Source organism: Thiomonas sp., from assembly GCF_034007205.1.
Taxonomy (GTDB): Bacteria; Pseudomonadota; Gammaproteobacteria; order Burkholderiales; family Burkholderiaceae_C; genus Thiomonas.
This window is the reverse complement of the sequence record NZ_JAVERI010000006.1, coordinates 112,518-135,010: the sequence shown is the minus strand read 5'-3', so window position 1 is coordinate 135,010 and position 22,493 is coordinate 112,518. Positions and strand designations below refer to the sequence as shown.

Genomic DNA, 22,493 nt, shown 5'->3' with positions numbered 1-22,493 from the left:
CGGGGATGGGGTGAAAGCGATGTCTGCAATGTGGCGGAACGCAGCGCAAGACCCCCGCGCGCCGCAGGGTTCGCGTCCCCTGTTGACGCAGGCGGACGCCGCGGCGCTGATCGCCCCGGCGCGCGGCCTGCGGCTGGCCCTGGCAGCTCAGCCAGTGGCGCAGCGCGCGGCGGGCGATAGTCCGGCCCGCTGGCTGGGCCGCGGGGCGGACTATGCCGAAAGCCGCGTCTATCAGCCCGGCGACGATCTGCGCGATCTGCACTGGCGGCTGCTGGCGCGCACCGGCAGGCCGTATGTGAAGTTGCACCGCGAGGAGCACGCCCCGGCGCTGCATCTGCTGCTCGATCTGCGGGCCGGCATGGGCTTTGGCACGCGCGGGCGCACCAAGGCCGAGCAGGCCGCGCGCATGCTGCTGCTGGCCTGCGCCGCGCAGGCGCTCGCCGCCGAAGGCGCAGCAGGCGCCGTGGGCCTGAGCCTGTGGCGCGGGCCGGTGCGCTGCGTGGAACTCGGGCGCGGGCTGATCGCGGTGCAGCGTCTGGCGCTGCGTTTGCAGCAGGAGCGCATCGCGCCGCCCGCCGACATCCAGCTCGCATCGAGCGAGGCGGAATCTGCGGTTTTCGCCGCCTGGGCGCAGCGCCTGGCGCGCACCCTGCCCGAAGGCGCGCGGGTGCTGCTCGCCAGCGACGGCGCGGGCTGGGACGCCCCCGACATCGACGCCGCGCTCTGGGCGTTGCGCAGCCGCGCCGAGGTCGTGCTGCTGCGCGTGGCCGACCCGGTCGAAGTCAGTCTGCCCGACGCCGCAACGCTGGACGGCGCGACGTTCGTCGATCTGGCGCATCATCAATCCGGCGCGCTGCCCGCCGCCGCCGCCCGCGCCGCGTTTGCCCGGCGCGCCGCGCGGCGGCGAGAAGCCATGCTGGCGCGCTGGCGCACACGCGGACTGCGCTGCATCGACGCCGGAGTCGATCGGGACGATGCCGCCGTGCTGCGGGCGCTGCGCGTTGCGGGGGCATGATGGATCGTCTTGCCGCGCTCGCCGACATCCTCCCGCCGCTGCCGCCAGCCCCGCTGCCGCCCGCGCCGTGGTGGCAGGCGCCGCAGCTTTGGCTGGGGCTGGCCGTGGTGCTGGCGGTGTGCGTGGGGATGGGGCTGGCGTGGATGCGGGGCCGGGCGTGGCGACGGCTGCGGGCGCAGGCGCGAGCGGCGCAGGGTGGCGACTTGCCTGCGTCGCAAACGGCTGTGCAACTGGCGGCGCAACTGCGTGTGTTCTGGCCCGAAGCCGATTGGCCGCCCTCCCTGCGCGTGGACTTCGACAGGCTGCGCTTCGCCCATGAATCCGCCGAAACCGCGAGCCTGTTGCATGCAACGGCGCAAAGACTCGAATTCGCCGCCACACATGCCTTGCGCGCGGCCTGGCTGAGCCGCACGCGGGCGCAAACAGCCTTCGAGCGCGGTTTGCGAAACGCCTCAGCACAGCGATGACCGCCTGGGCCGACCTCACTTCGAGCCTGGCCGCACTGCAATGGGCGCAGCCGCTGGCTCTGCTGCTCTTGCCGCTGGCGGCGCTGCCGCTGTTGACGGCGCGGCGGGCGCGGCCAGACGAGGCGATGCCCGCGCCGGAACTGCTGCACCCCGATCTGCTCGGCCTGCTGCAGGCTGCGCCGCCGCGCTCAAAGCCGAGGCTGGCGCCCGTGCTGCGCGCCCTGGCGCTGCTGGCCCTGGTGCTCGCGCTGGCGCAGCCGCAGCGCCTGGGCGCGTGGATCGCCGCCGCCCCCGAAGGCCGCGACATTGTGGTGCTGCTCGACACCTCGCTCACCATGAGCCTGCGCGACCTCACCTGGGGCGGCAAGCCCGCCTCGCGGCTGGCCGTGGCGCAGCGCGTTTTTGCCGACTTCGCCCGGGCGCGGACCGGGGACCGCTTCGCCCAGGTGGCCTTCGGCAGCCATGCCGCCACCCTGCTGCCGCCCACCTTCGATGCCCGCGCCGCGGGGCAGATGGCCGGGTTGCTCGCCGTGGGCCAGCTCGGCCCCGACACCGCGCTGGGCGACGCCATCGCGCTGGCGCTGCGGCAGGTGCGCCAACAGCTCAGTCTCAAACCTATCCTCATCCTCTACACCGACGGCGGGGTGAGCAATGTCGGCCAGATCAGTCCCGCCGACGCCGTGGCGCTGGCGCGGCATCTGGGCGTGCGCATCTATACGGTGGAGGTCGGCACGTCCCCCGACCCCGGCCACCCCTACACCGTGCCCGCCTACGCCGGGCCGCAGCCCGATCTGCGCCTCATCGCCCAGGCCACCGGCGGGCGGTTCTACTTCGCCGCCAGCGCCGGGGCGCAGCAGGCGGCGGTGCGCGACATCGGCGCGCTCAACCCTCGGCTGCATCCCCCGCCCACGCGCCGCGCGGTGCAGCCGCTGTTTATCTGGCCGCTGCTCGTCGGGGCGGGATTGTGGTTGCTGGCCAGCTTGACCGAGTGGGGCATCGGGATGGGGAGGCGTCGATGAACACATGGGAGGCTCTCTGGACTCAGCCCTGGTTCTGGGCGCGTCCCTGGGCCTTTGCCCTGCTGGCGGTGCCGTTGCTGCTGGCGGCGCTGCGGCTCTGGCGTGCCCGCAGCGGACGTGCCAGAGCGCTGGCCTATGCCGACGCCGCGCTGCTGCCTTTCGCCACCCGCCTGCCTTCGCCGCAGCGCCGCAGGCGCGCGCTGGCTGGGGATCTGCTGCTGTGGGCGCTGCTCGCCGCTGCTGCTGCCGGGCCGCGCCAGCCCATGAGCGACGGGGCCGCAGGCGGCCTGCACCGCATCGCCGTGATGGTGCTGATCGACGCCGACGCCCGCGCCGTCGCGCCGAGCGCAGCGCCCATCACGCCGCTGGAGCAACAGCGCCTGCTGCTGGCCGCGCTGTGGCCGCAACTGCGCGGCGAACGGCTCGGGCTGATCGCCTATGGCGCGGCGCGCCCGGGCGGGCCTGCGGGTGCCGCGCAATTGCTGCCGCCCACCGACGACCCTGCGCTGTTCGCCCATGCCGCGCTGCAGGCCCGCCCGGAGGTGTTCGCCGACGCGGCCGCTTCCACCGCGCTGCCCGGACTGCTCGCGCTGGCGCGAGAGCGTCTGCAACAACAGGCCGACGGCGAGCGCGGCGCCGTGCTGTTGCTGGCCGGCGCAGGCGTTCCGGTGTCTGCAGACTTCGACGCCAGCGCCACCGGCCGGGCTTTGCGCCACGCCCGGCTGCCGCTGTTCGTCCTCGCCCTGCCGGGTCTGCCCCATGAGAGCGCCGCCTTGCTGCGCGCCGTCGCCCAGTCCAGCGGCGGCGGTTTTGCTGCCGTGGCCGCAGGGCAGACCGGCCCCGATTCCTGGAACACGGTCTACGCCCAAGGCATTGCCCGCTTGCCTGCGGGCAGGGCGGACCGGCTGGAGAAGGTCACCGCCTGGCGCGAGCTTTACGGCTTGTTCTTGCTGCCCGCGCTGATGCTGCTGTTCTGGCGCGAGCGCCCGCGCCGCTTGCCGCCCGCCGTGGCTCTGCTGGGCTTGGCGCTGGTGCTCGGTCTGCCGCTTTCACCGCCTGCGCAGGCGCAGCAGCCGCCGTTGGTTTCGCGGCTGGACGATCTGCGCGCCGAACACGCCGCCTGGCAGGCGTGGCAGCACGGCGACTTCGCCCGTGCGCAGACGCTGTATGCCGCCTTGCCCGGCTACGGCGCACGCATGGGCGAGGGCGCGGCGGCGTACCGGCTGCGGCAATATCAGGTCGCGGCGCAGGCGTTTCACCGCGCCCTGCTGCAGGCCGACACCGCGCAGCAGCGCTTTGCCGCGTTCTACAACCTGGGCGATGCCAGCCTGCACCAGCCCGGACGCACGCTGGAGGCGGTGCAGGCCTTCGACGCCGCGCTGCGCATCCGCCCCGGCGATGCCGACGCCCTGCGCAATGCCCGGCTGGCGCAGAGGCAGTATGAAATCGAGCATCCGCCGGACTATCTGGTGGGCATTGCCAAGCGCGCCCCGCCCATCCACCACTCGCGCTTCGGCCAGCAAGGTTCGAACACGCCTTCGCAACTGCGCCACAAACCGCCGCCGCAGGCCTCGGCGCCGCTGCAACAGGCCGCGTCGCTTTCGCCCGGCGGGCGGCTCGCCACCGCCAAGGGGATCGCCTCCGCCACCGCCGCATCCTGGCAGCCGCCCGTGCTCGACTGGGCTGGCGCCTCCAAGCGCATGCAACTCCTGCGCGACGCCAGCGGCGAACTGCTCGCCCAGCGCGCCGCCATCGACACCCGCGCTGCAGCGCAGGAGGGCGGGCGATGAGGCTGGCCCGGGCTTTCGCTGCGCTGGTTCTGGGCCTCGTCCTGGTCGCAGCCGCACGCCCCGCCGCCGCGCAGGCCAACTTGCATTGCCGCGCCGAGCCCTTTGCTGCCGTGCTCGGCCACCCGCTGCACTGGACGCTCACCGCCCGCGACGCCGCCGCACCCCTGCCCGCGTTCACCGCCGCGCAGTTCGCCCCCGACTGGCTGCTCACCGACCAGCAGGGCGCCAGCGGCAGCACCGGCGGGCGCAGCGAACAGACCGCCACCCTCACCCTCTACCCCCTGCGCAGCGGGCCCCTGCCGCTGCCGGCCGTGCAACTCGGCAGCGCGCGCTGCCCGGCGCAGACGCTGAACGTGATCCCGGCCGCCGCTGGTGAAACCCCGCTGCAATGGCGCACCCGCATGGAGCCCGCGGGGCCCTACGCACTGCAGCCCTTGCGCGTGGAACTGTGGGCGATCGGCGGCGGCAATCTGGCGTGGAGCGCACCGCGGCCGCGCAGCGCGCAGGCACAGCTCTCGCCGCTGTCCGACACCGTTCGCACCGAAGTCATCGACGGCGCGCCGCAGCTCGTGCAGGTGTTCGCCTGGCGCGTGCTGCCCTTGCAGGCGGGCGAAGTGAACGTCGATTTCGGCCTGCTGCGCGCGCACGCCTTCGGCAGTCTGCGCATCTACGCCCCACCGCCGCTGCGTTTTGCCGCGCGCGCCCTGCCGCAGTGGTGGCCCGCGGATGGACTGATTGGCGCGCCACGGGTGCAGGTGCTTTCGGCACCGGCCAACCTGCCCTTGGGCGAAACCACCGCATGGCGGCTGCGCCTGGCGTCCCCCGGCCTCGACCGGGCGCAAGTGCTGCGCCTGGCCAACCGTTGGAGCGCCGCGCTGCCCGCATCGTTCGGCCCCGCCGGGGTGCAGGTGAGCCGCGCTGCAAGCCCGAGCGCCGACACGGAAGACGCCTGGGACATCGACCTCTACCTGCGTCCGCAAACCGCAGGCCGCTTGCAAGCCTCCGCGCTGCGGCTGGACTATTTCGACCCCCGCAGCGAACTGCCCGCCGCCACGAGCTGGACGCCGCCGTTGCTCACCGTGGTCGATCCCCGCCCGCTGCATCTCGCCATCGGCCTGGGCGGAGCCGTGGCGCTGCTCGCCCTGCTGTTCGGCCTGCGCGCGACCCTTTGCCTGCTTTGCCGCGTCCGGCGCGAGCGCCGCGCCCTGCAAGCCGTGCAACGCGCCGCCGATGCCGCCGCGCTCAGGCAAGCCTGGCTGGCGCTGCCGCCACGTCGCCGTCTGCCGCCGGCCGACACCCTGGCGCAATGGCTGGCCGCTGCTTCTCCGCCGCCCGAGAATCCCCTGCACACCCTCGCCGAGCGTCTGCAAAACCACCTTTACGGACAGCGCACAGAGCCCGACTTCACCGCACTGCGCCGCGCCCTACACGCCTCGCTGGCGACAAGGCGGCAGCGGGATTGATTCAGCCGCTACAGCACCACCTTCACCATCGGATGACGGGTGAGCGCGCGGTACAGATCGTCGAGCTGCGCGCGGCTGGTGGCGCGGATGGTGCAGGTGCAGCTCAGATAGTTGCGCCCGCTGGAAGGGCGCAGTTCCATCGTGGCCGGATCGAAGTCCGGCGCATGCTGCAGCACCACGGCGGCGATGGCATCGGCCAGACCGTCCACATTGGCCCCCATGATCTTGATGGGGAAATCGGTCGGATAACTGATCAGGCTGTCATCGCCGGGCGGGGTGGAGATTGGGTTCATGGCGGTTCGGTGAAGGTAGGCGCAGCCGCTCATTATCCTGCGACCCGTCCGGCCCCGTGGGGGACTCGTAACGGCGTTTCATGGGGCCGCGTCACCCAAACACGAGAGGCGTCACGAAGAATTCATGACGAAATATTACGATATGAACCGAATGGTTTCATGTAAAGGAGTGCAAATCATGCGCCTATTGACCCACACTCTCAACTGCCTTGCGGCGATTCTCCTCGTATTCTTCACTGCCACGGCCCATGCAGCAGACGTGGTTCCGGCCTGGGTGCCTGTTCCAAAGGCGGCAAGCTGGGAGCTGGTAAAAAGTCAATCCTTTTCTTATGAACGATTGGCATTGCCGACTGCCCCTATGGATCCCGCTAAAAACTGGGCGCCTGATCAGGCTGAAAACCTTCAAGGCAAGGTTTGGGCTGGGCGTTTCTCTGCTGGCAAGGAGGGCACGGTGCTTAAGGAACGGCGCGAAGTGGAACACGCGCTTGCCCAAGCGGGCTTCGAGCAAATCTATGCTTGTGAAAATGCACAGTGTACAAAGGATAATCGCGGCTACATGGCGATCAATCTGGATATTGTCAAAGGCTGGGAACGCCCCTTTGTCAGATACGACAATAAAATGGATTTCTATCTGGCAAGTTGGAAAGCCACCCTCAAAGTCAAGGGCAAGGAAAAAGGTTTTGGCCTGCTGAGTATGGTTGGCTACACCCATGGGAATAAAGAACCCATGGTGAGTTTCTTTGTCGTCGAGACCAAACCCTTCGAAGCCACCGCCAAACTGGACGCCTCCAGCATCGGTCAGTCCTTGGTCAAGGAGGGTAAAGTCGCCCTACCCGTTACTTTCGACCTCGATCAGAGTACGGTTCGCCCAGATGGTCTGCGTCTATTAGCAGATGCTGCCGAAGCCTTGCGTAAAAATAAAAACATGAAGGTGCGCATCGACGGCCATACCGACGCCCAAGGCAACGCCGAACACAACCAGAAGCTCTCAGAGGCGCGCGCCGAGTCCGTCAAAACCATACTCGTCACCAGCGGCATTGCGGCCGATCGCCTGAGTACCCAAGGCTTGGGCAGCAGCCAGCTGGCGGCCAAGGGCGCAACCGAAGCCGACCATGCGAAAAACCGCCGCGTCGAACTGGTGGTCGTGAAATAAAACTGCTTTGCAAACAGGATATTGAAAATGAAAAACTACGCTTTGTCAGCCTTATTCGTCGGTAGTCTGCTGGTCAGTGTATCTGCTTGGGCCGTCGAGCCGATGAATGCCTGCATTGTCAATATCGAGGTCGGGGGCAGCAAGGAAATCGAGTGCTACGAGGGCAGCAATTTGTCCGCACTGGAAGCGCGATGCGAACGCCGCAAAAAAACCTTTTTCAATGCCAAGGATTACCGCGTCGAAAAGAACAAAACCTGCCCGACAGGTCATTACGGGGTCTGTCGCGGCAAGAAACCCGGTGCCGTCGCGGAGTATTTTTATGCCGCACCCAGCAAGCCACCCTTCCCGCCACCCAATGTCAAATCCTTGCAGGAACACCAAAAAGAGATGTGCGAATCCGTGCAAAACGGCATCTGGATATCCACATCAACCAGCCAATAAGGACAAGCGCCATGTATAAACTTTTAACTTTCACTGCCTGCTTGACGCTCGCACCCACAGTCTGGGCGAGTCAGCCATCCTGCGACGATACAGAGGCCGGTGTTTGCACCAACTACCTCGATCTGCCCGCAGGTCTGCATGAGGCCACCCAATCCAATTGCGCGAATATCGGTGGAAAATGGTCGGAGCAATCCTGCAAACAAAAAGCACCCACCTGCCGTCATGCGCCCATGGAGTACATGGGCAAGAAGGTCTTTGTCGATTCCATCTATTACAAGGACGCTTCGATGCTCGGCATGGTATGCGATGCTCTGGGTGGCAAAGTGATCAAGAATTAATTTGCGTCGACGGGGTCATGCGTCGACGGGGTCACATGCGTCGACGGGGTCAGGTCTAGCTTTGTAGCAAGCGCATCGAAGCTGTCTGACCCCTTTGCACTTTGTGCACAGGCGCGACACAAGGCCACAGGCCTTGTCGACCATTGCGCAGCGTCTCAGCCTTGAAAGTAAGGCAATACTCCCTTACTCTATAAGGCGCCAACCCATGATGAAATGATTGCAAGGAGCAGCGCCATGACCACATTGACTGTGACCGCACGGGGACAAGTGACTTTTCGGAAGGAGGTCCTGCAACACCTCGGCATCAGGCCAGGCGACAAGATCGAACTGGACTTGCTGCCAGACGGCAGAGGTCTGCTCAAGGCCGCGCGGCCCGCTGGGACGATATCCGGCTTCATCGGCCTGCTCTCCGGCAGGTCGCAAAAGGTCGCCAGCATCGAAGAGATCAACGAGGCGGCGGCGCAAGGATGGGCCGACAGGAAATGAAGGTCGCGGTAGATACCAATGTGCTTGTGAGGGCTGTGGTGCGCGACGATCCCGCACAAGGGGACATTGCCGCCATGGTCTTGGCCGAGGCCGAACTGATCGCGGTGGCGTTGCCTTGCCTTTGTGAATTCGTTTGGGTGCTACTGCGGGTCTATTCCTTCCAGCCAGCCGACGCGGCCAGCGCAATCCGCGCGCTACTTGCAGCGGCGAACGTGGAAGTGAACCGGCCTGCCGTAGAGTCAGGCCTGCTGATGCTCGACGCGGGCGGGGATTTTGCCGATGGCGTGATTGCCTACGAGGGCCGTTGGCTGGGCGGGGAATCTTTCGTTTCCTTCGACAAGAAGGCGGTGGCGCTTCTTGCTGATCAAGGGCTGTCGACTCGGCTTTTGTGACTTGGTGCTTCAGTCGATGGGTCAGATTTGGCTCAGTAGCATCCGGCCGAAGTCACTCGAAACCAGATGCAACGCACGGCCGTTGACCCGCCTCTTCTGCTGCTTGCTGTAGTAAGGTGCAGATTTCATCGTAGAACTGACTTCGGTTTGAAACCCCGCCCTTCAGGGCGGTGGGAGCCGCAGACCTCGGCCTGAAGGCCGAGGTTTCGGTGACCGTTTTGGCGGGGGATGCAAACCCCTTACAAAACACATTGGACCGACAGGCCTGAAGGCCTGTCGCTAATTTCTTGCTCGGTTCCTCCTTCTTGCCGCACCATGCAGACCCTGCGCTCCAAACACCTCATCGCCTTTTTCGTGGCTTTCCTGCTGGCCTTGGGCGTGGCGCAGGCGGCGACCTTGGAGCAGGCGTCGGCCTTGCTGGAGGCGGGTCATCTGACGCAGGCCGATCATGTCATCGCGCAGGTGCTGGCGGATCAGCCGCATTCGGCGCAGGCGCATTATCTGGATGCGCGGCTACTGGCCGCCGAGGGCAAGTGGCCGCTGGCCGAGCAGGAGCTGGAACGGGCGCGCCGTCTCGATCCGACGTTGCGCTTCGGGCCGCAGGATCAGGTGCAGGCGCTGGCCAACGAGGTGCTCAAGCACCAGTGGAAGAACCCGTCCGGGTTGGCAGGTTACGGGCAGGCGGCGCTGGCGGGGCTGTTCGTGCTGATTTCGGGCTATCTGGTCTTCGGCGTGATGCGCAACCGGCGCCAGCCGCCGAAGGCTTGAGCCTGCTGAACGAGGCTCTGCCCGGCACGCGAGTTTGTGCCTGTTTTGCCTGACCCAAGCTGGATTCGGGGCGATCGCTGCAACAAAGTTTGCCCGAAGAAGCCTCATGCAAGCTGTCGTCATCAAATCCCCATCCCGTGTGCGGAAAATGGATTTCCGCCCCACCCCACCGGGAACTATTGGCATTTAGCACTCTCTATCAGCGAGTGCTAATATCAGCGACAAACAGGAGGATTCGATCCATGACCCATACCCAGTCTGCCGCACTTGCCCTGCGCCCGGCGCAGGTCGATGGTGCGTTTGCGCTCACCTTGCCCAGTCTGGGCAATCTCGACGCCTATATCAGCGCAGTCAACCGCCTGCCCATGCTCAGCGCGGAGGAAGAGGTGCGTCTGGCGCGGAGTTGGCGCGAGCACGGCGACAAAGAGGCGGCGGGCAAGCTGGTGCTCTCGCATCTGCGGCTGGTGGTGTCCACGGCGCGGCAATATCTGGGCTACGGTCTGCCGCATGCCGACCTCATTCAAGAGGGCAATATCGGCCTGATGAAGGCGGTCAAGCGCTTCGACCCGGCGCATGGCGTGCGGCTGGTGAGCTACGCCCTGCACTGGATCAAGGCCGAGATTCACGAATACATCCTGCGCAACTGGCGGCTGGTCAAGGTGGCCACCACCAAGGCGCAGCGCAAGCTGTTTTTCAACTTGCGCTCGATGAAAACGGCCAACGCCGGCATGAACGAGGCGCAGATCGACGACATGGCGCAGGCGCTGAGCGTCAAGCGCGAAGATGTGATCGAGATGGAAAGCCGCATGGGCGGCGCCGACATCGCGCTCGATCCCACGGTGGAAGACGGCGAAGAGAATTACGCGCCCATTGCCTATCTGGCCGATACCACGCAGGAGCCGGTGGCCGTGCTCGAAGCGCGCAGTCACGACCGGCTGCAGGTCGAAGGGCTGGAGAGTGCGCTGGAACAGCTCGATGCGCGCAGCCGCGCCATCGTCGAGCAGCGCTGGCTGCAGGTCAACGACGACGGCAGCGGCGGCAAGACCCTGCACGAACTGGCCGCCGAATACGGCGTGTCGGCCGAGCGCATCCGCCAGATCGAGGTGGCGGCGATGAAGAAAATGCGCAAATCGCTGGCTGAATTTGCCTGATTGCAAAGACCCTGAAGGCCGCAGCGCAAAGCCCGTCGAAAGACGGGTTTCGCAAGTATCGCCGGGCTGTGCCAGTTTTGGGTCTGGCGGCGCTACGCTCGCCAGCGGCGCACGGCCTTTCTGATGGCGGACCATTGGGTTTTGCGCTGCGCGGTGTTGGGCACTGGGGCGTAGCGCCAGTGTTCGAGTTGCAACAACAGTGACACGGCGGTTTGTTGCGCGGCAGGCGAGAGAGTGTCGCTTTGCGCACCGACGTGCTCAAGCCGCTCTGCCAGGGTGCGCGGCGGTGTGGAGGCCTCGCTGTCGATGCCGGCTTGCTCCAGCTTGCCGCGCAGCAGGGCGTAGGTCTGCGTCCAGGGGTCGCGCCTGCGGCGCTCCAGTGCCAGAAATGCGCCGCCCAGGGCGGTGGCCACGAGCAGGGCGGCGATGGCCAGGGCGGCGAGAGTCGCCATGTCGGGCTGCTGCAGACCGAGCTTGCGCAGCAGATCCTGCTGGCGGTTGCTGCCGTAGTTCAGCACCCATTGGTTCCAGGTGTTGTTCAGCGCGTCCCACTGGTTGCGCAGTTGCAGCAGCCAGGCGGTGTCGCGCGTGCCCAGCGCCGCCATGCCCAGCAGGGGCTCGCGCGCGGCCAGGGTTGCGCCGCTGCGGTCGATGCGCGCCGGGTCGACGGCGGCGGTGGGATCGGCGCGCACCCAGCCGCGTTCGGGCAGCCAGTATTCCGCCCAGGCGTGGGCATCGCTCTGCCGCACCACCCAGGTGTCGTCCACCGGGTTGAAGCGACCGCCCTGGTAGCCGGTGACGATGCGCGCGGGGATGCCCGCAGCCCGCATCACCACGACAAAAGCCTGCGCATAGTGCTCGCAGAAACCGGCGCGGCGGTCGAACAGGAATTGATCCACGCCGTCGCGCAGGCCGTAGGTGCCGGGGTTGAGGGTGTAGCGAAAGGGCTGGGTGCGAAACCTCTGCAGCAGCGCCTGCGCGACGAAGGCGCCGCCTTGTCCGGCGGCTCTGGCCTGCGCGGCCAGTTGCCGGCCCAATGCCACGCTGCGCGGGTCGAAACCCGCGGGCAGGGCTTCGTCGGCGCGCAGCGCGGGGGTGAGTTGCGTGGGGCCATAGCGGAACTGCGGCGCCGATTCGACGGTGTAGCGCGAGAGATGGTCGAGCGGGCGGCCGGTGACGAGTTGCAGGTCGGGCAGCCACTGCACCATATAGCCCTCGATCTTCGGCGCGGCCACCGGCGCGTCGAGCGCAAACACGAAGGTCTGCTGCGTGGGCTGCAGGGTGACGGTGTAACGCACGCGCGGGCCGGTGAGTTGCAGATCGGCGGGCGGGGTGAGGCTGGCATGGTCGCGCTGGCGCGGGTCGGGGCGCCAGACGCCGCCCGCGAATACGCCGAGCACCGGGCCGCGCCAGTAAAGCTCGCGGTCGGGCGGGCGCGGGCCGTGGAACACCACGCGAAACGCCACCGAGTCGTCGCGCGCCAGTTCGGCGATCTGTCCCGGCGACATGCTGGCCGAAAGCCCGGTGATGGCCTTGTCGCTGCTTTGCGGCAGGGCCCACAGCGGCGCGCTGATGCGCGGAAACACCATGAACAGCACCACCATCGCCGGTGCGCCCAGCACCATCATCCTCAGCGCGGTGAGCAGCGACTGGCGCAGCGGCGGCCGTCCGGCGGGCAGATTGGCATTGACCAGCGCAGCCAGCATGCCCCAGGTGGCGAGCACCATGACCAGGGCCGTGCCCAGCGATTGCGAGAACAGAAAGTTGGAGGCGATGGTGAAAAAGCCGAGGAAAAACAGCACGTGAGCATCGCGGCGCGAGCGCATTTCCAGCGTCTTGAGCGCGAGCAGCACGCACAGCAGGGTGACCCCGGCGTCGCGCCCCAGCACGGTGTGAAACTCCCACAGGGTGATGACGATGGAGAACAGCAGAATGAGCACCAGCACGCTGCGCCCGGGCAGCGGTGCGCCGCGCCAGGCCAGCGCCGCGCGCCAGGCCAGCAGACCGAGCACCAGCGCGCTCGTCCACCCCGGCAGGTGGATGAACAGCGGCAGCATCAGCAGCAGCGACACGCCGAGCAGGAACAGGGTGTCGCGCGCGTCGCGCGGCAGGGTTCGGGCGCCGTGGCTCCAGCGGTCGAACAGTCTCTGGCCGGGGCTCGTCTGCATCACGTCCTGGCTTGTGCAGTGGCCCGGATGCTGGATCTGGGCTGCAGCAAGGGTCCGGGGTGCAGCGCCAGCAGTCGCAGGCAGGCGACGCGGTGCGCGGCGCCGGTGGCGGGCGGAATTTGCCGTGTGCCGAGTTGCAGGCCGTAGGGCACGCCCTCGCGGTCGGCTGCGAGCACCCAGGCGCACAGCCGCGACAGTCGGGATTCGGTGTCGAGCGAGGTGGGCAGCGCGGCGAAGTCGAGCCAGAGTTCGGCGCGGGCCTGCGGCTGGGCGGTGTCGCGGCTGACGAGCTCGTCGCTGCGGGCGAATTTTTTCCACAGCACCTGGCGCATCGAGTCGCCGCTGCGCCAGGCACGCACGCCCTCGGTTTCGCCGCCGCCGCGCGCGAGCGCCGGGCCGTTGCCGGGCATGGGGCGAGCGGGCGGCAGCGGCGGAGCCGGGTGCTCCACGGCGGGCAGCACGAGCAGTTCGTCCTGCGGTTGCCAGCGGCTCCACGCCGTCCAGACGCCCAGCGGGTATCGGCTCTCCACGGTGAGTACCGGCCAGGGCAGCAGGCCGCGGCGCGGTGGCGTCCAGCCCAGGGCGAGCGGAGTTTCGCTGTCGCGGGCGCAGTCGGTGTAAGTCCAGGGGTAGGGCGGGTTCGGCGCCTTGCGTCGGGCTTTCTTCTGGGGGGCGGACGGCGGCAGCGGCGGGGAACCCGCCGGGCGCAATGCCAGTCCCCAGCGGTCGCGCGCGCCGCCTTGCAGCAACAGGCCCAGGCGGGCGCTCTGGCCCTGGTGCAGCAAGCCTTCTGGCATGCGCGCAGTGAGCTGCAGGCCGCGCAGATTGTGGTGCGTGACGTGCATGGCCATCATGGCGCTGCCCGCCAGCAGGAAGGTCAGCAGGTAGCCGAGGTTGAGCTGGTAATTGATGCTCAGCACCAGCAAGACCAGCAGCAACAGCGCGAAGAACCAGCCGGTGCGGGTGGGCAGGATGTAGACGTTGCGGTGCGTCAGCCGCGTGCTGCCGCCAGCCGGGTGCCGTGCCAGCGCCCAGCGGTCGAAACGCTGCGCCCAGCCGCCGCGCCGGGCGGGTTTCGCTGCAGGCGGGGGCAGGAGGGAATCGGCGGAGGACGACATGGCCGCGGCACGGGGGTGTGAGGTATGCAGCCCTTATACCGCGACGTGTTCCAGCAGCGACTGCACCGCCTGCAGCGAGGCCACGCGGTTGACCATGGCGCTGTCGGGCGTGCGCAACCGGTGCCCTGCCACGGCGGGCAGCACCTGCTGCACGTCGTCGGGGATGAGGTAGTCGCGGCCCTGCAGCAGCGCCCAGGCGCGCGCGGCGCGCAGCAGACCCAGACCCGCGCGCGGGCTCAGGCCTTCGACGAACCAGCGGCCGTTGCGCGTCTGCGCGAGCAATTCCTGCACATAGTCGAGCAGCGCGGGCGCCGCGTGCACGGCCAGCGCCTGTCGTTGCAAGGCCGTCAGCCGATCGGGCGTCAGCACGGGCTGCAGCGCGGCGATCAGCTCGCGCCGGTCACGCCCTTCGAGCAGCGCACGTTCGGCGGCGCGGCTGGGATAGCCCAGCGAAATGCACAGCAGAAAGCGGTCGAGCTGCGATTCGGGCAGGGCGTAGGTGCCGAGCTGGTCGAACGGGTTTTGCGTGGCGATGACGAAAAACGGTTCGGGCAGGCGGCGCGTCTGGCCGTCCACACTCACCTGGCGCTCTTCCATGGCTTCGAGCAGGGCGCTCTGCACCTTGGGCCCGGCGCGGTTGATCTCGTCGGCCAGCAGCACCTGCGAAAACACCGGGCCGGGATGAAACACGAACTCGCTGCGGTTACGGTCGAACACCGAAACCCCCAGCAGATCGCCCGGCATGAGGTCGGCGGTGAACTGCGCGCGGGCGTACTGCAGACCCAGCGCGGCGGCCAGCGCGTGCGCCAGCGTGGTCTTGCCCACGCCGGGCAGATCCTCGATGAGCAGATGGCCCCCGGCGAGCAGACAGCACACGGCGAGTTCCACTTGCGGGCGCTTGCCTACGATGATGGTTTCGAGCTGGTCGAGCAAAGGCGTCAGAGCGGGGGTTTTCACGAGCGGCGCGGCGGGATGGATGCAGCGCACTATGCTACGGGAGCGGCGTTCTCCTGCCTTTTTCTGGGGACAGGCCGCAGGAGACAGACACCATGACGACCGGCTTCTACACCCATGCCGACTGCACCCTGCATGAAATGGGGGCAGACCATCCCGAATGCCCGCAGCGCCTGGCCGCCATCGAGGATCGGCTGATCGCCGCGCAGATTGCCCCCTGGCTGGAGCGTCACGACGACGCGCCGCCGGCCTCGATCGAAGCGCTGGAGCGCGCGCATTCCGCGCTGTATGTCGCCGACCTGCGGCAGCGCGGCGATTTCGAGCAGGGGCACGAATGGATCGACGCCGACACGATGATGAATCCGCACACCTGGCAGGCCGCCCTGCGCGCGGCGGGCGCCGCCATCGCCGCGACCGATGCCGTCATCGACGGCCATCTGCGCAACGCCTTCTGCTCCATCCGTCCGCCCGGCCACCACGCCACCCGCGAGCAGGCGATGGGGTTCTGCTTTTTCGGCAATGTCGCCATCGCCGCGCGCCATGCGCTCGATGTGCGCGGACTGGAGCGCGTGGCGATCGTCGATTTCGACGTCCACCACGGTAACGGCACCGAGGACATCTTTCGGGATGACGCGCGGGTGCTGATGGTGAGTTTTTTCCAGCACCCGTTCTACCCCAATACGCCCTTGGTGCAGGCACCCAATCTGCTCAACGTGCCTGTGCCCGCCTACACCAAGGGTGACGAAGTGCGCCGCATCGTCGCCGAGCAGTGGCTGCCGCGGCTTCGCGCCTTTGCGCCGCAGATGCTGTTCATCAGCGCGGGCTTCGATGCACACCGCGAAGACGACCTGGGTCAGATGGGCCTGGTCGAGGCCGACTACGCCTGGATGACCCGCCAACTGGTCGATTTCGCCGAGATGCAGTGCGAGGGCCGCATCGTCTCCTGCCTCGAAGGCGGCTACAACCTCAGCGCCCTGGGCCGCAGCGTGGCCGAGCACGTGCGGGTGCTCGCCGGGCTGGACTGAACCGGCTTCGGTTCGCCGGGTGCGACGCCGCGGCGGCTACCTCGCCGTCTGCAGGCGCGCGCGCAGCTCGCCGACGATGCCGCGGCGAAACAGCAGCACGCACACCACGAAAATCGCGCCGATCACCATGCTCACCGAATCGCTGAGGTGGTGGAACCAGCCGATTCCGGTGACCTGCACCAGAAAGCGCGCGATGGTTCCCATCTTTTCCTCGAGCACGGTGATCAGCACCGCGCCGAGGACGGGGCCGAGATCGGTGCCCAGTCCGCCGACCAGGGTCATCAGGACGACCAGCCCCGAGGTGCTCCAGTGCACGTCGGTCAGCGTCTCAAACCCCATCACCACCGCCTTGAGCGCCCCCGCCAGCCCGGCGAACCCGGCCGACAGCAGGAACATGCCGAGCTTGTAGCGGTTAACGCGGTAGCCGAGCGAGATGGCGCGCGGCTCGTTTTCGCGGATCGCCGCGACGATCTGGCCGAACGGCGAGTTCACCACCCGGCGCATCAGCCACCAACTCGCCGCGAACACGACCAGCACGACGTAGTACATCACCCGGTCGGACTGCAGCGACAGCCCGAACAGCGTTCCCCGGGGAATGCCCTGCAGCCCGTCCTCGCCTCCGGTGAAGTTCGCCTGCAGACAGTAGAAATAGACGATCTGCCCCAGCGCCAGGGTGATCATCGAGAAATAGATGCCGCTGCGGCGCACCGCGAGCAGCCCCATCACCAGCCCGATGGCGAGCGCCGCGGCCACCCCGGCGACGATTCCGGCCGGAGTCGGCCAACCCCAGGAGGCGAGCGCCAGTCCGGTGATGTAGCCGGCGCCGCCGAACAGCGCGGCATGGCCGAAGGAAATCAGCCCGCCATAACCGCCGAGCAGGTTGAAGGCGCAGGCGAACAGCGCAAAGCACATCATGCGCATACCGAGCACCGGATAGAGCCCGAGCCAGGGGGCGGCGACGGCAAGCGCGAGCAGGGTCCAGACGACCACGGCAGGAAGGCGGACTTGGCGCAGCATGGTCATTTCTCCCGGCCGAACAGACCGGCAGGCCGCACCGTCAGCACCACCGCCATCAGGATGAAAACCACCGTGGTCGAGATCGGCGAATACACCACCTTGGCCAGCCCCTCGACCATACCCAGCACCAGCCCGGCGACGATCGCTCCCATCACCGACCCCATGCCGCCGATCACCACGATGGCGAACACCACGATGATCAGGTTCGACCCCATCAGCGGCGAAACCTGGATCACCGGCGCGGCCAGCACCCCGGCGAGGCCGGCGAGCGCCGATCCGAAGCCGAAGGTGAACATCACCAGCAGCGGGAAGTCGATGCCGAACGCCTGGACCAGAGCCGGATTCTCGGTGCCGGCGCGCAAATAGGCGCCGAGCCGGGTGCGCTCGATCAGCAGCCAGGTGCCCAGGCACGCCGCCAGGCTGGCCGCGACGGCGAATGCGTAGTACACCGGCAGATACATGAAGCCGAGGTCGAGCGTTCCCGCGAGCGCCTGCGGCGGGCTGTACGGCGCGCCGGCGACGCCGAAAAACGACCGGAAGATTCCCTCGATCAGCAGCGTCAGGCCGAAGGTGAGCAGCAATCCGTAGATCGGGTCGATGCCGCGCAGCCGCCGCAGCATCGTGCGCTCGATCGCAACCCCGATCGCGCCGACCAGCAGCGGCGCGATCAGCAGCATCGGCCAGAAGCCGATGTGGAAATACTGCGCGCCGATCCAGGCGAACATCGCCCCCATCATGAAAAACGCGCCGTGGGCGAAGTTGACCACGTCCATCAGCCCGAAAATCACCGCCAGCCCGAGCGACAGCATGGCGTAGAACGCGCCGTTGACCAGCCCGAGGGTGATCTGGCCGAGCAGCAGAGGAAGCGGAAAGCCGAAGAGTTCAGTCAAGCGTCACCTCGAAAGTCGGGTCGTATCGCAGCGCCCGGCTGGACGCGGCCGGGCGCAGGGGCGGCGCTGCCTCACTTGTCGAGCGGACAGCCGTAGGCCGCTGCCGGACCGAAGGCGTCGTTGCCGGGGATGGTTTCGACCCGCTGGTAGTAGTCCCAGGGCTGCTTCGCCTCCGCCGGGGTCTTGACCTGTTCGAGGTACATGTCGTGAATCATCAGTCCGCTCGGGCGCATGTAACCGCCGTGCATGAACATGTCGTTGACCTTCATCTTGCGCATCTCGGCCATCACCTTGGTGCCGTCGGTCGTTCCCGCGGCCTTGACCGCCTTGAGGTAGGTCATCACCGCGGAATAGTCGCCCGCCTGCAGGAAGGTCGGCATGGCGTGCATTTCCTTGAAGTAGCGCTCGGCCCAGGCGCGCGACTGCGCGTCCTGGTTCCAGTACCACGGCGTGGTCAGGTACAGCCCCTGCGCCGCGGGCAGGCCGACGCTGTGGATGTCGGTGATGAACAGCAGCAGTCCGGCGAGCTTCATCGTCTTGGTCACGCCGAACTGGTGCGCCTGCTTGATCGAGTTGTCCGCATCGCCGCCGGCGTTGGCCAGACCGAGCACCTGCGCCTTCGACGCCTGCGCCTGCAGCAGGTACGACGAGAAGTCCGACGCGCCCAGCGGCGCCAGCACGCGGCCGACGACGGTGCCGCCGTCGGCCTTGACCACCTTCTCCGCCTCGTCCTGCAGCGACTTGCCGAAGGCGTAGTCGGCGGTCAGGAAGTACCAGCTTTTGCCATCGTGCTTGATCACTGCGCTCGCGGTGCCTCGCGCCAGCGCGGTGGTGTTGTAGGCGTACATCACGGTGTACGGCGTGCACTGCTTGCCGACGATCGACGAGGCGCCGGCGCCGACGACAAAAAACGGCTTTTTGTACTGCGCGGCGACCGGCTCCATCGCCAGCGCGGTCGCGCTGTTGGTTCCGCCCAGCAGCATGTCGACCCCGTCCTGCGACAGGTATTCCTTGGCCTTGCCTGCGGCGAGGTCGGCCTTGTTCTGGTGGTCGAAGCTGAGCAGTTCGATCTTGCGGCCGAGCACGCTGCCGCCGAAATCGTGGATCGCCATCTTGACCGCGGCGACGCCGCCGGGGCCGTCGACCGCGGAGTACACGCCGGACAGATCGGTGATGAATCCGATTTTCACCGGTGCCGCGGCGTGCGCGCTGCCGGCGGCGGCCATGGCGAGGGTCAGAGCGAGGGCGAGGGGTTTGAGTTTCATTCGAGTCTCCATGGTCTTGTGGGTTGGGTGCGACTTGTTGGTTTTGCCGCGCCAGGACCCTGTCCTAGACGCCGAGCAGGGCCTGCAGTTCGTCGCGATGCTGCTGCAGTTGCGCCTGCTCGAGTTCCAGCACGATCCGGCCGCGCTCCATCACGTAGAAGCGGTCGGCCAGACGCGCCGAAAAGCGGAAGTTCTGCTCGACGAGCAGAATCGAATATCCCTTGTTCCTCAACTCGCGCATCGCTCGACCCAGCGCCTGCACGATCACCGGGGCGAGTCCCTCGGAGATTTCGTCGAGCAGCAGCAGCCGCGCGCCGGTGCGCAGGATGCGCGCGAGTGCGAGCATCTGCTGCTCTCCGCCCGACAGCCGGCTTCCCGGGCTGCGCGCGCGTTCGCGTAGATTGGGAAACAGCCGGTGGATTTCGTCCTCGTCGAGCCCGGAAAACCCAGTGTCGAGTTTCGGCGGCAGCAACAGGTTTTCGCGGGTCGAGAGGCTGGCGAAAATACCGCGTTCCTCCGGGCAATAGCCCACCCCCAGTGCGGCGATGCGGTGCCGCGGCAGGCCGATCACCTCCTTGCCCGCGACGCGGATGCTGCCGCTGCGCCGCCCGGTCAGCCCCATGACCGCCCGCAGGGTGGTGGTCCGTCCGGCGCCGTTGCGGCCGAGCAGGCACACCGTTTCGCCCGGTCGCACGTGCAGGCTCACGCCGTGCAGCACATGCGACTCGCCGTACCAGGCGTGCAGGTCGTCGATCGCCAGCGCGGCGTCGGCAGGCGCGGCTGCGGCGTCGCCGGTCGCAGCCCGATCGAGCGCAGCCGCGTTCACGCCGCGATCTCCTCGTCCTCGGGCTCGCCGATGTAGGCGGCGATCACGTCGGGATGGGTCGACACCTCGGCATAGCTGCCTTCGGCCAGCACCTGCCCGCGCTGCATCACCGTGACGCGGTCGCAGATGCGCGCGATCACCGACATATTGTGTTCGACCATCAGCACGGTGCGGCCGCGGGCGACGCGGCGGATCAGTTCGGTCACCTGCTCGACGTCCTCGTGGCCCAGCCCCTGCGTCGGCTCGTCGAGCAGCAGCAGCCGCGGGTCCATCGCCAGGGTGGTCGCCAGTTCCAGCGCGCGCTTGTGGCCGTAGGGCAGGCTGGACGCGGGCTGATCGGCCTGCGAGGCCAGACCGACCAGGTCGAGGTATTGCATCGCCTGGTCGTTCAGCCGGTCGAGCGCGCGCCGCGACATCCAGAACTGGTGCGCCAGGCCGCTGCGCCGCTGCAGCGCGACGCGGACGTTGTCGAGCAGGGACAGTTTGGCGAACGTGGCGCTGATCTGGAACGAGCGCACCATGCCGAGCCGGGCGATTTCGGCGGGTTGCAGCGCGGTGATGTCGCGGTTCTGGAAATGCACCGTTCCCGAGGTCGGGACGAGGAATTTGCTCAGCAGGTTGAAGCAGGTGGTCTTGCCCGCGCCGTTGGGGCCGACCAGCGCATGGATCGAGCCCTCGGCAATTTCCAGATCGACGTCCTGCACTGCGGCGAAGCCGGAAAAATGCTTGCTCAGACGCTTGGCACGAAGAATGGTCGGTTCCGGCATGGGCTCGTTGGGTAGCGAGTCACATTCTGCGGCACACAGGCTGCCGCGCTCAAGCGTTTCCGGTCAGTGGAAACCCGGAGCCATCGCCAGCCGAATCCGAGCGGCTTGCAAGCAGCGAGGTGGGTACACCCGTGAGCGCTCGGGCCGGGTGGTGCCGCTTTGCTACTACTTGTCCAGATCCCCCAGGCAGAGGTATTTCATCTCGACGTATTCGTCGATGCCGTGGTGCGATCCCTCGCGTCCGAGTCCCGACTGCTTGACCCCGCCGAACGGCGCCACCTCGTTGGACATCAGCCCGGTGTTGATGCCGACCATGCCGTACTCCAGCGCCTCGGCGACGCGGAAAATGCGGCCCACGTCGCGGCTGTAGAAGTACGATGCCAGCCCGAACTCGGTGGCGTTGGCCGCAGCGATGGCTTCTTCTTCGGTCTTGAACCGGAACACCGGCGCCACCGGGCCGAAGGTTTCCTCTCTGGCGCAGAGCATGTCGCTGGTCACGTCGGCCAGCACGGTGGCCTGGTAGAAGCGCCCGGCTCCGGGGCCGGTTTCCACGCGCTTGCCGCCCACGACCCTGCGCGCCCCCTTGGCAATGGCGTCGCTGATGTGCTTCTCGACCTTGGCCAGCGCCTGGTCGTCGATCAGCGGCCCGAGGTTCACGCCTTCGTCGAAGCCGCTGCCGACTCTCAGGCTGCCCACCGCCTGCGCCAGTCGCTCGACGAAGCGGTCGTAGATGCCGTCCTGGACGTACAGCCGGTTGGCGCAGACGCAGGTCTGCCCGGCGTTGCGGTATTTGCTCGCCATCGCGCCTTCGACCGCCGCGTCGAGATCGGCATCGTCGAACACGATGAACGGGGCGTTGCCGCCGAGTTCGAGCGAGAGTTTTTTGATCGTCGGCGCCGACTGCGCCATGAGGATGCGGCCGACCTCGGTGGAGCCGGTGAACGACAGATGCCGCACCACGGGCGAGGCGCACAGCAGCTTGCCGATGGCGATCGACCCTTCGCCGTCGGCGGTGAGCACGTTGAGCACGCCGCGCGGAATGCCGGCACGGTGCGCCAGCTCGGCCGCGGCCAAGGCGGTGAGCGGGGTCTGCTCGGCGGGTTTGATGACCACGGGGCAACCGGCGGCCAGCGCGGGCGCGACCTTGCGGGTGATCATGGCCAGCGGGAAGTTCCACGGCGTGATCGCGGCGCACACGCCCACGGGCTGCTTGAGCACGAGCAGGCGCTTGGTGGCGTCCGGGCTGGGGATGGTTTCGCCGTAAACCCGCTTGGCTTCTTCGGCGAACCATTCGACGAAGCTGGCGCCGTAGAGCACTTCGCCCTTGGCCTCGGCCAGCGGCTTGCCCTGCTCGGCCGTCATCAGGCGGGCCAGGTCGTCGGCGTGGGCTACCAGCAGGTCGAACCACTTGCGCAGAATGGCGGCGCGCTGCTTGGCCGGCAGGGCGCGCCAGGCTGGCCAGGCCGCGTCGGCGGCGTCGATGGCGAGCTGGGCGTGCATCGGCTCCAGCGCGGGCACTTGCGCCAGTTCGGCATTGGTCGCCGGGTCGGTGACGGCAAAGCGGCGGGGGCAGTCGATCCACTGGCCGTCGATATAGGCCTGGGTCTTGAACAGCGAGGGGTCTTTGAGCAGGGCAAGCGGATTGGCAGGCCGGTTCATGGGCAGCTCCGGTGGGGGGTGAACGGGA

At 67.7% G+C, this 22,493-nt stretch carries 23 protein-coding genes; 13 read left to right on the top strand and 10 right to left on the bottom strand.

The genetic code is table 11. The features are described 5' to 3' along the window. Positions 1-19 precede the first annotated feature (19 nt). The 5 genes from RBR52_RS06935 to RBR52_RS06915 are packed head-to-tail and all read left to right on the top strand — an operon-like array spanning position 20 to position 5,754. Positions 20-1,015, top strand: a complete 996-nt coding sequence (locus tag RBR52_RS06935; RefSeq protein WP_320376469.1) for a DUF58 domain-containing protein — start codon at positions 20-22, stop codon at positions 1,013-1,015. Next, positions 1,012-1,482, top strand: coding sequence for a hypothetical protein (locus RBR52_RS06930; protein ID WP_320376468.1), 471 nt, complete (start codon positions 1,012-1,014; stop codon positions 1,480-1,482). Before RBR52_RS06935 ends, RBR52_RS06930 begins: the two co-directional genes overlap by 4 nt. Then, positions 1,479-2,501: a VWA domain-containing protein gene (locus tag RBR52_RS06925; RefSeq protein WP_320376467.1), complete on the top strand. Its 1,023-nt coding sequence runs from the start codon at positions 1,479-1,481 to the stop codon at positions 2,499-2,501. Before RBR52_RS06930 ends, RBR52_RS06925 begins: the two co-directional genes overlap by 4 nt. Beyond that, entirely contained in the window at positions 2,498-4,291 is a 1,794-nt protein-coding gene (locus RBR52_RS06920; RefSeq protein ID WP_320376466.1) for a VWA domain-containing protein, read from the top strand. Before RBR52_RS06925 ends, RBR52_RS06920 begins: the two co-directional genes overlap by 4 nt. Beyond that, entirely contained in the window at positions 4,288-5,754 is a 1,467-nt protein-coding gene (locus RBR52_RS06915; RefSeq protein WP_320376465.1) for a hypothetical protein, read from the top strand. Before RBR52_RS06920 ends, RBR52_RS06915 begins: the two co-directional genes overlap by 4 nt. A gap of 8 nt (positions 5,755-5,762) precedes the next feature. Here RBR52_RS06915 and RBR52_RS06910 read toward each other — a convergent pair whose 3' ends face one another. Continuing rightward, entirely contained in the window at positions 5,763-6,047 is a 285-nt protein-coding gene (locus tag RBR52_RS06910) for a DUF493 domain-containing protein (RefSeq protein ID WP_320376464.1), read from the bottom strand. A gap of 178 nt (positions 6,048-6,225) precedes the next feature. On the opposite strand from RBR52_RS06910, the gene RBR52_RS06905 reads away from it, so the two are divergent. The 7 genes from RBR52_RS06905 to rpoH all read left to right on the top strand — a co-directional run bounded on the left by RBR52_RS06905 (position 6,226) and on the right by rpoH (position 10,776). After that, a complete protein-coding gene (locus tag RBR52_RS06905; protein WP_320376463.1) occupies positions 6,226-7,200 on the top strand; it encodes an OmpA family protein in 975 nt (324 codons plus the stop codon). Positions 7,201-7,227: 27 nt separating this feature from the next. Then, positions 7,228-7,641 carry a hypothetical protein gene (locus RBR52_RS06900; RefSeq protein ID WP_320376462.1) on the top strand — a complete coding sequence of 138 codons (414 nt, stop codon included), beginning with the start codon at positions 7,228-7,230 and terminating at the stop codon, positions 7,639-7,641. 11 nt (positions 7,642-7,652) lie between these two features. Continuing rightward, positions 7,653-7,979: a hypothetical protein gene (locus RBR52_RS06895; protein ID WP_320376461.1), complete on the top strand. Its 327-nt coding sequence runs from the start codon at positions 7,653-7,655 to the stop codon at positions 7,977-7,979. A 234-nt stretch (positions 7,980-8,213) separates the two neighbouring features. Beyond that, positions 8,214-8,465 carry an AbrB/MazE/SpoVT family DNA-binding domain-containing protein gene (locus RBR52_RS06890; protein WP_320376460.1) on the top strand — a complete coding sequence of 84 codons (252 nt, stop codon included), beginning with the start codon at positions 8,214-8,216 and terminating at the stop codon, positions 8,463-8,465. Beyond that, the gene (locus RBR52_RS06885; protein ID WP_320376459.1) at positions 8,462-8,857 is read left to right on the top strand and encodes a type II toxin-antitoxin system VapC family toxin; all 396 of its coding nucleotides are present in this window, start codon (positions 8,462-8,464) and stop codon (positions 8,855-8,857) included. The genes RBR52_RS06890 and RBR52_RS06885 overlap by 4 nt, the downstream gene beginning before the upstream one ends. A gap of 315 nt (positions 8,858-9,172) precedes the next feature. After that, positions 9,173-9,625, top strand: a complete 453-nt coding sequence (locus RBR52_RS06880) for a tetratricopeptide repeat protein (RefSeq protein ID WP_320376458.1) — start codon at positions 9,173-9,175, stop codon at positions 9,623-9,625. A 242-nt stretch (positions 9,626-9,867) separates the two neighbouring features. Continuing rightward, a complete protein-coding gene (rpoH, locus tag RBR52_RS06875; RefSeq protein ID WP_320376457.1) occupies positions 9,868-10,776 on the top strand; it encodes an RNA polymerase sigma factor RpoH in 909 nt (302 codons plus the stop codon). A gap of 92 nt (positions 10,777-10,868) precedes the next feature. Here the strand turns inward: rpoH and RBR52_RS06870 are convergent, their stop codons facing one another. From RBR52_RS06870 to RBR52_RS06860, 3 genes are read right to left on the bottom strand one after another with little or no spacing between them, the layout of a single operon-like run. After that, complete coding sequence (locus RBR52_RS06870; RefSeq protein ID WP_320376511.1) at positions 10,869-12,944, bottom strand: DUF3488 and transglutaminase-like domain-containing protein; 2,076 nt, start codon at positions 12,942-12,944, stop codon at positions 10,869-10,871. Beyond that, positions 12,944-14,062 (bottom strand): DUF58 domain-containing protein, encoded by a 1,119-nt coding sequence (locus RBR52_RS06865; RefSeq protein WP_320376456.1) that lies wholly within the window; start codon positions 14,060-14,062, stop codon positions 12,944-12,946. The genes RBR52_RS06870 and RBR52_RS06865 overlap by 1 nt, the downstream gene beginning before the upstream one ends. A 33-nt stretch (positions 14,063-14,095) precedes the next feature. Next, positions 14,096-15,019, bottom strand: coding sequence for a MoxR family ATPase (locus RBR52_RS06860; protein WP_320376455.1), 924 nt, complete (start codon positions 15,017-15,019; stop codon positions 14,096-14,098). A 92-nt stretch (positions 15,020-15,111) separates the two neighbouring features. Here RBR52_RS06860 and RBR52_RS06855 point away from each other — a divergent pair, with 92 nt between their 5' ends. Beyond that, positions 15,112-16,041: a histone deacetylase family protein gene (locus tag RBR52_RS06855; RefSeq protein ID WP_320376454.1), complete on the top strand. Its 930-nt coding sequence runs from the start codon at positions 15,112-15,114 to the stop codon at positions 16,039-16,041. A gap of 36 nt (positions 16,042-16,077) precedes the next feature. Here RBR52_RS06855 and RBR52_RS06850 read toward each other — a convergent pair whose 3' ends face one another. The 6 genes from RBR52_RS06850 to RBR52_RS06825 form a co-directional block, all read right to left on the bottom strand. Then, complete coding sequence (locus RBR52_RS06850) at positions 16,078-17,058, bottom strand: branched-chain amino acid ABC transporter permease (protein WP_320376453.1); 981 nt, start codon at positions 17,056-17,058, stop codon at positions 16,078-16,080. Positions 17,059-17,060: 2 nt separating this feature from the next. Continuing rightward, positions 17,061-17,948, bottom strand: a complete 888-nt coding sequence (locus tag RBR52_RS06845; protein WP_320376452.1) for a branched-chain amino acid ABC transporter permease — start codon at positions 17,946-17,948, stop codon at positions 17,061-17,063. A gap of 71 nt (positions 17,949-18,019) precedes the next feature. Then, positions 18,020-19,213, bottom strand: coding sequence for an ABC transporter substrate-binding protein (locus tag RBR52_RS06840; protein WP_320376451.1), 1,194 nt, complete (start codon positions 19,211-19,213; stop codon positions 18,020-18,022). A 64-nt stretch (positions 19,214-19,277) separates the two neighbouring features. After that, complete coding sequence (locus RBR52_RS06835; RefSeq protein WP_413818300.1) at positions 19,278-20,039, bottom strand: ABC transporter ATP-binding protein; 762 nt, start codon at positions 20,037-20,039, stop codon at positions 19,278-19,280. Next, positions 20,036-20,806, bottom strand: coding sequence for an ABC transporter ATP-binding protein (locus RBR52_RS06830; protein WP_320376450.1), 771 nt, complete (start codon positions 20,804-20,806; stop codon positions 20,036-20,038). Before RBR52_RS06830 ends, RBR52_RS06835 begins: the two co-directional genes overlap by 4 nt. 165 nt (positions 20,807-20,971) lie before the next feature. After that, positions 20,972-22,465: an NAD-dependent succinate-semialdehyde dehydrogenase gene (locus tag RBR52_RS06825; RefSeq protein WP_320376449.1), complete on the bottom strand. Its 1,494-nt coding sequence runs from the start codon at positions 22,463-22,465 to the stop codon at positions 20,972-20,974. Positions 22,466-22,493: the final 28 nt, after the last annotated feature.